The organism is Streptomyces sp. NPDC059861, assembly GCF_042731435.1.
In the GTDB taxonomy this organism is placed as follows: Bacteria; Actinomycetota; Actinomycetes; order Streptomycetales; family Streptomycetaceae; genus Streptomyces.
In genome coordinates this window covers 69451-80618 of sequence record NZ_JBHWJQ010000033.1, presented here as the reverse complement: position 1 = coordinate 80618, position 11168 = coordinate 69451, and the positions used below count along the sequence as shown (strand labels likewise).

General features: G+C 69.5%; 9 protein-coding genes. 6 read left to right on the top strand and 3 right to left on the bottom strand.

The window, feature by feature from the left end; translation table 11 throughout:
• Together ACFV6X_RS26220 and ACFV6X_RS26215 are read right to left on the bottom strand one after the other, a co-directional pair.
• Positions 1-1116, bottom strand: a 1116-nt coding sequence (locus ACFV6X_RS26220; RefSeq protein ID WP_385387339.1) for a DUF6777 domain-containing protein, incomplete at its 3' end; no start/stop codon positions are given.
• A gap of 413 nt (positions 1117-1529) precedes the next feature.
• On the bottom strand, positions 1530-2105 hold the full coding sequence (locus ACFV6X_RS26215; protein ID WP_385387337.1) for a hypothetical protein: 576 nt from the start codon (positions 2103-2105) through the stop codon (positions 1530-1532).
• Between the two features lie 342 nt (positions 2106-2447).
• Here ACFV6X_RS26215 and ACFV6X_RS26210 point away from each other — a divergent pair, with 342 nt between their 5' ends.
• Together ACFV6X_RS26210 and ACFV6X_RS26205 are read left to right on the top strand one after the other, a co-directional pair.
• Entirely contained in the window at positions 2448-4886 is a 2439-nt protein-coding gene (locus ACFV6X_RS26210; RefSeq protein ID WP_385387335.1) for a SpoIIE family protein phosphatase, read from the top strand.
• Positions 4887-5088: 202 nt separating this feature from the next.
• Complete coding sequence (locus ACFV6X_RS26205) at positions 5089-5319, top strand: response regulator transcription factor (protein WP_385387333.1); 231 nt, start codon at positions 5089-5091, stop codon at positions 5317-5319.
• Between the two features lie 44 nt (positions 5320-5363).
• On the opposite strand, the gene ACFV6X_RS26200 is transcribed toward ACFV6X_RS26205, so the two are convergent.
• Positions 5364-6383 carry a serine/threonine-protein kinase gene (locus ACFV6X_RS26200; RefSeq protein WP_385387332.1) on the bottom strand — a complete coding sequence of 340 codons (1020 nt, stop codon included), beginning with the start codon at positions 6381-6383 and terminating at the stop codon, positions 5364-5366.
• A gap of 260 nt (positions 6384-6643) precedes the next feature.
• Here ACFV6X_RS26200 and ACFV6X_RS26195 point away from each other — a divergent pair, with 260 nt between their 5' ends.
• The 4 genes from ACFV6X_RS26195 to ACFV6X_RS26180 all read left to right on the top strand — a co-directional run bounded on the left by ACFV6X_RS26195 (position 6644) and on the right by ACFV6X_RS26180 (position 11074).
• On the top strand, positions 6644-7210 hold the full coding sequence (locus tag ACFV6X_RS26195) for a glycerol-3-phosphate responsive antiterminator (RefSeq protein ID WP_385387330.1): 567 nt from the start codon (positions 6644-6646) through the stop codon (positions 7208-7210).
• Positions 7211-7420: 210 nt separating this feature from the next.
• Complete coding sequence (locus ACFV6X_RS26190) at positions 7421-8728, top strand: nitrate/nitrite transporter (RefSeq protein WP_385387328.1); 1308 nt, start codon at positions 7421-7423, stop codon at positions 8726-8728.
• A gap of 37 nt (positions 8729-8765) precedes the next feature.
• The gene (locus ACFV6X_RS26185; protein WP_385387326.1) at positions 8766-9542 is read left to right on the top strand and encodes an SDR family NAD(P)-dependent oxidoreductase; all 777 of its coding nucleotides are present in this window, start codon (positions 8766-8768) and stop codon (positions 9540-9542) included.
• Positions 9543-9610: 68 nt separating this feature from the next.
• Positions 9611-11074 (top strand): FAD-binding oxidoreductase, encoded by a 1464-nt coding sequence (locus ACFV6X_RS26180; RefSeq protein ID WP_385387324.1) that lies wholly within the window; start codon positions 9611-9613, stop codon positions 11072-11074.
• The last annotated feature ends 94 nt before the right edge of the window (positions 11075-11168 follow it).

The window sequence follows — 11168 nt, the reverse complement described above, 5'->3', positions numbered from 1 at the left end:
CTGCTCAGGCTTGTCCTGGTCCGGCTTCTGCTCAGGCTTGTCGTGGTCCGGCTTCTGCTCAGGCTTGTCGTGATCCGGCTTCTGCTCAGGCTTGTCCTGGTCCGGCTTCTGCTCAGGCTTGTCGTGGTCCGGCTTCTGCTCAGGCTTGTCGTGATCCGGCTTCTGCTCAGGCTTGTCAGGCTTGGTTCCAGGGTCGTCGGGCCTGTGCTCCGGCGAGTCGTAGTCGGGCTTGGGCTCGGAGTCCTGTTCGGGCTTCGGCTCGGAGTCGTCACGCCCCGGCCTGTTGTCCGGCGACTGCTCGTCCGGCGATTCCTCGTCCCCCGGTTCCTTCGCCGGCGGCGATTCCTTGGCCGGCGGCTCCTTCGGCGGCAGGGGCCAATGCCTGGCCGGCGCAGTGGTCTTCTGGTCGGCGTCGCCGTGGTCACCCGAGTCGCGGCGGACCCAATTCCGGTCCTGCGCATCGAAGATGACGAATTCCTTGATCTCCGTGGCCGAGCGGTTGACCACCACGACGTTCTGCGGCCGGTACCCGGACCACGGAGTCCCCTTCTGCTGAGGCGCGGTCTTCTGCGGGACCGCACGGGTGAGCGGATTGCCGCAGGCGCAACGCACCTTCGGCTCGCCGTGGCCATCGACAAGGACGGCCGTACCGGCCTGGAGCACCGCCTGGTAGTTGGTCGCCGCGCCGGCGCGATAGCCGTGGTTGGTGACGCGGGTGTCGGAACGCAGTAGTACCGGGGTCAGTGAGCGCAGATAGCCGGCGACCGCGGGCTCCCGGAGGGCCAGAACCGAGGCGAAGGCCTTGTTCTTGTCGCCATCGGAGGTGAGATGACGGATCTGCTTCTCCACGTCGCAACTGGCGGTGTTGAGCGTTCCCCCGTAGAGGCCGGGTTCCGATCCCGCCACGCTGCGGATGGCGTTGCCCTTGGGCGGAGGTGTGCTGGGCGCGGCAGGCGGCAACGACGAGGTCGTCTTCGCGGTCGACGGGGTGTACGGGTCCGGGCCGGTCGAACTCGTGGGCTGCAGGATGACCTCGGCGGCCTCCGCCGGTTCGCCTCCGGGGCGGGTGAAGACGACAACGAGAACCACGGCCGCCACCACGGCGGTGACCGCCATGATCCGCGGCACGGACCGCCGCCAGGGGCTCGCCCCTCCCCCGCCGGGTCGCCGCTTGGGACGGTCCCCGTCACCGCCCGAGCCGCCCGGACCACTCGCCCCACCCGGACCCCGCGGGGGGCCGTCCGGGCCGGACGGCGGGCCACCCGGCCCCCGGCCGCCGGGTGGGGGCGGCGGTGGCGGATGGCCCGCCGATTCGCTGGAGGGGCGGCCGGTGAGAGGCCCGGAGGGCGGACCCGAAGGACGTTCCGATTGCGGTCCGGAGCTCACGGTTTCACCTCCCGCCGGACGTAGGAGTCGCGCGGATCGAAGACCCCGTCGATGCTTCGGGGCACCTCATGTGAATTTGTGCTCTTGATCTCATTGTGCGCTCCGGCGCCATCAGGCCCAAGCTCAACCGCCCGGTCCGCCCGTCAGGACTCCCCCGGCCGGTCCACGATCTGCGTCCGCTTCGGCGCCTCACCGGAGGCCTGCGCCGGCGGCGGCGCCTCCTCGGCGGACGGGGCGGAGGAGACGGCGTAAATGTCGATCTGTGCGCCGTCGCAGTACATCCAGCGCTCCTGCTCGACGTCGTAGAGCCACGCCGCCTCCCCGTCGACGACCACCCCGGCCCGCAACCCCTGGGTCTGCTTTCGGAAGGTCTCGCCGTCGGCCCTCCCTGCCGCCAGATCGTCGGTGGCCCGCCCGTAGCGGCCGAGTGAATCCTTCACCCGGGCGAGCAGCCGGCGCAGGTCGGCCGAGCGGGCGGCCGGCGCTCCGGACAGGGGCGGAGCCTGTGGTACGGGGACCAGCAGACGGCCGTCGACCCAGGCCGACCAGCCGTTGAAGCACACGATGCGTCCCCAGTCGCCACGCCGTTCGACGAGCTGGACGGGCAGCAGCGCGTCCAGGGGCACGGTCGGCCGGGACACGTCGGGCGCCTCCCATGCAGCCAGCCCGTCACTGGGTATGACGTGGGTCGGAAGGAAGTCGGCGTCGGGGGTGGCCATGTCTTCCACTTCCGCTGCTTCGCGTGATGCCGGGGGCCCGGGAGCCACTCGGTCCGGAGGAGGAGTGCTGGCGCGATCGACTGTCGCAGACCGCTCCGCCATGTCTGAATTTTAACTTTCAGCCCGTTTCACCGCCCGGCGGCCGCCCTCACCGCAGCCCTGCCCCAGCCCCGCTGCCACCGCCCCGCGACCCCAGCGAGCACCGCGCGACATGTCCGCGCGGCAGCACTGCGTTGGTGCTCCCGGCCCCGCTAAATCATGCTGGTGAGTGGAGTCCTTTGGCGTGCGGGTCCCCGTGAGGGACGGCGGAAGAAGGAGCTGACGAGGGCGAGATGAGCGGCGATGGAACGATTTCCCGTCTCTCCCGGTGAGGGGCCGCAGGACCCGGACCGCTCCCGTGAGCCGCCCGGGACGGCGACGGCCACCATCGACGAGCAGGGCATCGTGACCGGGTGGAGCGACAGTGCCCGTCGGCTGCTCGGCTACGCGACCTCCGAGGTGATCGGGCTGCCCGCCGCCCGGCTGCTCGCCGACGCCGGCACCAGGACGCCCACGACGCGACGGATCCCGTCGGGCCAGAAGCGGTGGAACGGCACCGTGGCACTGCGGCACCGCGACGGCCACCGGCTGGACGTCGAACTGCTCGCGCACCACTGGACGTCCACCGGCGAGGGCGCCAAGTGGCTCGTGGTGTCCCCCGTACCGGGCAGGCCCCGCACGCCCTGGAGTGAACCCATGGAGCAATGGGCGTTCACCCAGTCCCCGTGCCGCACGGCGATCTTCGACACGGACCTGCGACTGCTGCGGGCGAATGCCGGCATGGAGCGCGCGCTGTCCCTTCCGGAGGCCGCGATGCGTGGGCTGCGGCTGCCGGACATCGCGCCGGATCCCGCGAGCGAAGAGACCGAACGCAGGATGCGCTTGGCGCTGGAGACGGGTGAGCCCCAGCATGTGGGGGCCTTCGTCCACCGCGCGGGTACGGGCGGCGAACAGGGCTGGCAGACCTCGCTGACCCCGTTGCGGGGCCCGGACGGGCGGGTGCGAGCCGTGTGCCTGGCCGCGCACGACCGGGCCGGAGCCGAGCGTGCCCGGCAGCAGACGTCCCTGCCGACCGAGGCGGACGCCCTCATCGGCACCAGCCTGAACAGCGCCCGCACCGCGCAGGAGCTGTGCGACGTCACCGTCCCCCGGCTCGCCGACTTCATGGCCGTCGACCTGCTGGACCCGCCCCCGAGCGACAACGAGCCGTACTCCGTCCCCGTGGCGGAGCCGGTCACGCTGTGCCGTACCGCGGTGCGGTCGGTCCTCGAAGGCAGCCCGGAGTCGCCCGTCGGGGTCGGCGGGACGACCGTCTATCCGGCGCTGTCACCGCCCGCCGAGTGCCTGGCCGCGGGTCGCGGCGCCGTCCACGCGACGAACGACGCGGTCATCGCCCGCTGGGTGGCGCGGGACCCCGGGGCCGCCTGGATCCGCGAGCACGGCGTCCACTCGGTCATGACGGTGCCGCTGCGCTCCGGCGGAACCACTGTCGGCCTGGCCGTCCTCGGCCGGCACCGGCGCCCGGAGCCCTTCGGACCGGAGGACCTTCGCCTGATGGAGCGGCTCACGACGAGGGCGGCCGTGACGATGCGCGGCGCGCGCCGCCACAGCCGGGAACGCACCAACACCATGGCCCTGCAGCGCAGTCTGCTGCCGCAGTCGCTCCCGGTTCAGTCGGCACTGGAGATCGCCTCCCGCTACCTGCCTGCCAGCACCGAGTCCGGCGTGGGCGGCGACTGGTTCGACGTGATCCCTCTGTCCGGCGCACGGGTGGCCCTGGTCGTGGGCGACGTCGTCGGCCACGGCATGCGCGCCGCCGCCACGATGGGCAGGCTGCGCACGGCGGTGCGTACGCTGGCCGACGTCGATCTTCCGCCCGACGAGCTGCTCACCCACCTCGACGACCTGATCATCCACCTCTCCGCCGACGAGGCCGGCTCGGAGGGCGCCGGGAACGCCGCCGGGGGAATCGGCACCACCTGCCTGTACGTGGTCTACGACCCCGTGTCCCGGCGTTGCACCATCGCCCGGGCCGGCCATCCGCCACCCGCCGTGGTCTCCCCCGAGGGCGCCGTATACCTCCTCGACGTCCCGGCCGGCCCGCCGCTGGGACTGGGCGGCCTGCCCTTCGAGAGCGTGGAGAGTGAACTTGCCGAGGGCAGCATCCTCGCCCTGTACACCGACGGTCTGCTGCAGATCCGTGACCACGACGTCGACGACGCCCTGGACAGCATGTTCGCGGCCCTCGCCCGTCCCGCCGCCACGCTGGAGGCGGTCTGCGACCGGGTGCTGACGGGACTTCTGACCCACCGTCCGGAGGACGACGTTGCTCTCCTCGTCGCCCGCACCCGGGTCCTCCACGGCGACCGGGTCGCCGTGTGGGAGCTGCCGCCCGATCCCTCTCTCGTCGCGCTGGCCCGTCGGCGTACCACCGACCAGCTGACGGCCTGGGGGCTCGACGAAGCCGCCTTCGTCACCGAACTCATGGTCAGCGAACTGGTCACCAACGCCATCCGCTACGGCCGGCCGCCCATCCAGCTGCGGCTGATCCATGAGAACAGCACGCTGATCTGCGAAGTCTCCGATGCGAGCAGTACCGCCCCGCATCTGCGGCGGGCCCGGACCTTCGACGAGGGAGGGCGTGGCCTGCTGCTGATCGCCCAGCTCGCCGAGCGCTGGGGCACCCGGCACGCGCCGGTCGGCAAGACCATCTGGGCCGAGCAGTCCCTGGCGGGCTACTGAAGTGCCCCTCCAGTTCGCCCCGCGTCGGGTACCGAAGCCGCGCCGCGTCCCTGTGACGCGCCTGTGACAGTCCGCGGACGCCGTCATGAAGTCGCGAGGTCAGGCTTTTCAACACAGGGACAAAAAGCGACATAACGGCATATGTCACCCGCTTCCGAGGTCGTAAGCAGGGATGCCGAGCCGACCCATCGGAGTGAATCCCATGAGCCTCACCATCGCCACGCCGCTCGTCGAAGCCCCCGCCCCCACGCTGGCCCCGCGCGAGCAGGAGACCCTGCGGCACATCGCCGCCGGACGCACCTATCTGCAGACGGCCCGCCACATGGGACTCTCCAAGCACACGGTCGACGCCTACCTCCGCCGCATCCGGGCCAAGCTCGGCATCAACAGCACGGCGGAACTGACCCGCCTCGCCATCTCGCTCGGACTGTGACCGCGAGGAGCCACCCGCACCTCGACGAGCGGAGCCGGAGCGGTCTACGGCCACCCGGGCGGGCCCCGGAAGACCGGCCGGGCCCAGTCCGGAGGCTCCGGGGGCGGCTCGGAGCCCCGCACGTCGCGGGGAGACCGGGCATCCGCGAGGGACGTTGCGTGAGCGCCGAGGACGGCACCGCTCCCGGTGGCGTCACGCAGCGCCGCCACGAATTCCAGGCAGGAGTCGTAGCGGTCCTCGGGGACCTTCGACAGGGCCCTGGCCAGGACATCGGCGGCAGCGGGCGCGATTCCCGGCCGCCGCTCGGTCAGGCGAGGCGGCTGGTCGTACTGGTGCGCCCACAGCAGCGCCACGTCCTCGTCACGCTGGAAGGGCGGACCGCCGGCGAGGGTTTCGTAGACGACGCAGGCGAGGCTGTAGAGATCGCACCTTCCGTCGACCGGCCGGCCGGAGATCTGTTCCGGCGCCATGTAGTCGAGCGTGCCGACGAACTCGCCCGCGGCGGTGAACCCGCTCAGCGACAGCGACTTCTTCGTCAGTCCGAAGTCGGTGAGGTAGACGTACTCGGGGTGGTCGCTGTCGGTGCCCGCGGTGACCAGGATGTTGCCGGGCTTCACGTCCCGGTGCACCAGATCGTGCTCGTGGGCCGCGTCGAGGGCGGATGCCACCTGAACGGCGATACGCAAGGCGGTCGCGACGGGGAGCGGACCCTCCCGGTCCAGCAGGGCCCTCAGATCCTGGCCGGAGACGTACCGCATGGCGATGTACAGGACGCCGTCGGTCTCACCGGCTTCGAAGATCGGCACGATGTGCGGATGGTCGATCGCCGCGGCCACCCGTGACTCGTGGGCGAAGCGGCGCCGGAAGGTGTCGTCGCGGGCCCGCTCCGGGGCGATCAGCTTGAGCGCGACGGTGCGGTCCAGCCGCAGGTCCCGGGCACGGTAGACGACGGCCATGCCGCCACGGCCGATCACATGCTCGATCCGGTAGCCCGCGATCTGCTGCCCGACCAGGCCGGAAGGCCGACCCGTGTACAGGCTCATGTCGTTCGCCGCCATGTCCATCGGCACCACCCCCTCACCGGCCCGACCCGGTGACGGATCCGTACTGCCGCTGTGCCCGTGCGGGAAAGGTGCCGGTCATGCCGCTCCGTCCCCGAGATCCGGTGACCGGCCGACGCGACAGGCCACTCGTCCGCACCTGCAATTCTATCCACCGGACCCCTGCCGGGCCTGGCCACGGAGTACGGGCCCCGCGCGCCAATTCGCCACCGGTTATTCTCGTCTGTCACTCACCTTTTCCCCTTGCGTCTTTGGAGCCTGCCGTGCCCGCCTCCCTCGCCACTCTGCTCGAAGACCACCCGATCGTCGCGAGCGTGACGGACGAGGCCAAGTTGAAGGCGGTCCTGGAATCCGAGTGCAAGGTGGTCTTCCTTCTGTACGGGTCGATTCTCGACCTGACCGAGACCGTCGCCACTCTCAAGGCGGCGGGGAAGATCGTGCTGGTCAATGTGGACCTGCTGGAGGGTTTCGGCGGCAAGGACGTCGTGGTGCGCTACGTGAAGGAGCGCACCGATGCGGACGGCGTGCTCAGCTCCAAGGCGTTCATGGTGCGTGCCGCCCGTGAGCTGGGACTCCACGCCGTGCACCGGTTCTTCCTGATCGACTCGATCTCGTACCGGAACCTGGCGAAGCAGGTCGCGATGTCGAAGGCCGACAGTGTGGAGATCCTGCCGGGCTGCATGCCGCGGGTCATCGGCTGGGTGGTCGCGGACATCGACGTCCCGCTGATCGCGGGCGGTCTGGTCTGCGACCGCGACGACGTGATCGCGGCCCTGGGCGCGGGCGCGGCGGCCATCGCCTCGTCGAACGAGGATGTCTGGAAGATGTGACGGCGGACACAACCGAGGGCATTGACTGAAGCAAGGCCCGGAACGTAGCTTTGGCGGCGCTCGACACAAAACTTCATATCGGCCGCGACCCCGCGTCGCGGCAGTTACTAGAGACGAGAGAACAGTAACTCCCTTTCCATGGGGTGTTTACTGTTCTCTTTTTTTGTCCGCGCTTTCGTTGTGCTCGAAATCAACCACAAGGGAGTGGTCATGACGGAGGGAACCAGCCGGTCACGGCGGTGGATCGCCTTTCTGATCCTGTCGATGACCGGCGGCATCATCTACCAGGTGGCGTACATCCGGTTCGTCTTCCTGGGCCCCACGGCCAAGGCACTGGAACTGTCGGCCCAGGACTACGGAAACATCGTCTCCGTGTTCGGCGTCGTGGCGATGGTGATGTACTTCTTCGGCGGCTGGTTCGCCGACAAATTCTCTCCGCGGCTGCTGATCACCATCGCCTTGGCGGGCACCGGAGTCGCCGACGTCTGTCTGGCCATGGCGCCAGGGTATTCCGGCACTCTGCTCATCCACATCGCCTTCGCGATCCTCGGAATGGGCCTGTACTGGCCCGCGCTGGTGAAGGCGATCGGCATGCTGGGTGACGCCTCCGAACAGGGCCGGCTCTTCGGTTTCCTGGAGGGCGTGCGCGGCATCACCTCCACGCTCGTCGGCCTGGTGGGCACCGCGATCGTCGCCATGGCCGTCGTCCCTTCCCACGGCGTCCTGTGGCTGATCCGGATCTACGGCATTCTCTGCTTCGTGCTCGCCGCGGCCGTCTGGTTCTGCGTCAAGGACGACAAGGAGAAGCTGTCCGCTCTCGGTTCCTCCGCCGTCACCCTGCGCCAGCTGATGCGCGCGGCGAAGAACAAGTACACCTGGCTGATCGGCCTGACGGTCATGCTGATGTACTGCTTCTACACCACGCTCGGCTACTTCTCGCCGCTGCTGGAATACCAGTACGGACTGGCCGCCGGGGTGATCGGTGTCATCGGCGTCGTGCGCACCTACGTCTTCCAGTTCGTCGCCGGACCGACCGGTGGTGTCCTGGTCGACAAGGTCACCAAGTCCTCGCCGAAGTTCCTGCGCTGGATGTTCGCCGGCTGCGCGGCGATCGCCGCGGCCTTCCTGCTGATGCCGCGCACCAGCGCGCTGATGTGGGTCGCGCTGGCCCTGATGTTCGTGCTGTGCCTGTTCGTCTTCGCCGCCCGCGGGGTCTACTGGGCGACGGTCGGCGAGGTGGAGATCCCCGAGAACGAGCGCGGCGGCGTGATCGGCCTCGCTTCCGGCCTGGCCTATCTCCCCGATGCCTTCCTTCCGGCGCTGGTCGCCTGGTGGATCGGTGACCCGACCGCCGAGCCCGCCGTCCCCGAACGCGGCGGCGGCTACTCCACCCTCTTCGCCGTCCTGCTCGCCACCGCCGTACTCGGCCTGGTCGTCACGACGGTCACCCAGCGGGTCCGCGCCCGCGAACTGGCGGCCCGCACCGCCGTCCGGCAACCGCAGCTCGCTGCCGACTGACCCTCACCCCGACAACCCCCTTCCCGGAGACGCACCCATGGACATCACCGAGTTCAACCGCGACTTCTTCTCCCTGGACGGCAAGAACGCCGTCGTCACCGGCGGCAACACCGGCCTCGGTCAGGCGTTCTCGCTGGCCCTGGCCAAGGCGGGCGCCAACGTGTTCGTGCCCAGCGTCATGCCGGACGACGGCACGACCGCGAAGCTGATCGAGGCCGAGGGCCGCAGGATGGAGTTCCTCCAGGCCGATCTCACCAAGCCGGGCGTGCCGGCCCAGATCGCCCAGGGTTGCGTGGACGCCTTCGGCTCGCTCGACATCGTGGTGAACTCCGCCGGTATCTCCAAGCTCGCCTCCGTCGAGGAGTTCGGCCGCGCGGAGTGGGACCCGATGATCGACGTCAATCTGACCGCGCCGTTCGAGCTGAGCCACGAGGCGATCAAGTTCATGATCCCGCAGCGCTCCGGCAAGATCATCAACATCGCCTCGATGTTCTCCTTCCTCGGCGGCCGGTGGTCCCCGGCCTACGCCGCCACCAAGCACGGCATCGCCGGTTTCACCAAGGCCTACTGCGACGAGCTCGCGCAGTACAACATCCAGGTCAACGCCATCGCCCCGGGTTACTTCGCCACGAAGATCACCGAGGAGACCCGCGCCGACCCCGAGACGAACCAGCGCGTGCTCGACCACATCCCGGCCGGCCGCTGGGGCGAGGTCGCCGACCTCATGGGCGCGACCGTGTTCCTCGCCTCCCGCGCCTCCGACTACGTCAACGGGCACGTCCTGGCCGTCGACGGCGGCTACCTGGTCCGCTGACCCGGCCCTCCTCACCGTCCCCCCACCGACCTCCCACCTCCCACGAAGAAGCAAGAGGAAGATTCACCATGGCACCGTCCGTCTCCAAGCTGGACCGAGGGAACATCGTCGCCGGGCTCGCGAGCCTGGTCGGCCCCGAGAAGGTCGTCACCGACGAGCAGCAGCTGCGCGAGGCAAGCGTGGACCGCTTCAAGAAGTTCACATCCGTCCACGGCATCTACGACGGCCCCTTTCCGTGCGCCATCGTGAGGGCGAGGAGCACCGCCGACGTCGCCGCCGTGCTGAAGTTCGCGAACGAGAACCTGATCAACGTGGTGGCGCGAACCGGCCGCACCGGCACCGAGGGCGGTCTGGAGACCGCCGTCCAGGACACCATCGTCCTCGACGGCTCCGGCATCGACGAGATCATCAAGATCGATGCCGAGAACATGCAGGTGACCGTCGGTTGCGGCGTTCCGCTGCAGCGGCTCGAGGACATCCTGCGCGAACAGGGCCTGACCACCGGCCACTCCCCGCAGTCCAAGCCGCTGGCGCAGTACGGCGGCCTGGTCTCCACCCGCTCCATCGGGCAGCTGTCCACCCTCTACGGCGCCATCGAGGACATGGTCGTCGGCCTGGAGGCGGTCTTCCCCGACGGCACCGTCTCGCGGATCAAGAACGTCCCGCGCCGCGCCGCCGGCCCGGACATCCGGCACATCGTCATCGGCAACGAGGGCGCCCTGTGCTACATCACCGAGGTCACCCTCAAGGTCTTCCGGCACCACCCGGAGAACAACGAGTACCACGGCTTCCTCGTCGACGACATGGCCACCGGTGTGTCGATCATCCGAGAGGTGGTCACCAACGGCTTCCGCCCCTCCGTCGTGCGCGTCTACTCGCCCGAGGACGCCCGTCAGCACTTCTCCCACTTCTACGAGGGCAAGTGCGTGGTGGTCTTCGTCGCCGAGGGCCCGAAGGGTCTGGTCGAGGCGACGAGCGAGGAGATCCGGCGGGTCGCGGACCGGCACCCGCACAGCGAGGTCGACCCCGAACTGATCTCCACCTGGTTCGCCCACCTCAACTGGGGCCAGGACAAGATCGACGCGGAGAAGGAGACCATGCTCCGCGAGAACAAGCTGGGCTACACCACCGAGGTCTCCGTGGACTGGTCGCACACGGTCGAGCTGTACGACAACGTCATCGACCGGATTCGCAACGAGTACCCGGACGCGGGCGACCTGACGATGCTCGGCGCCCACTCCTCGCACTCCTACCAGACCGGCACGAACCTCTACTTCGTCTACGACTACGAGATCAACTGCGAGCCGCGGGAAGAGATCGAGAAGTACCACATCCCGCTCAACGCGATCATCGTCGACGAAGCCCTCAAGGTCGGCGGCTCCATGGTCCACCACCACGGCATCGGCAAGTACCGCGCCCCGTGGACCAAGGAGGAGCACGGCTCGGCCTACTACATGCTCGCCAAGCTCAAGGCCGCCTTCGACCCGAACGGCATCATGAACAAGGGCACGATCTTCCCGATCGAGGGCTGAGCCCACCCCGGTGGGGGGGGGCCCCGCGGCGGGGGGGGGGCCCCCCCCCCCCCCCCCGCGCCACCCCCCAAACAAAGACGGGGAGCAGCGCCCC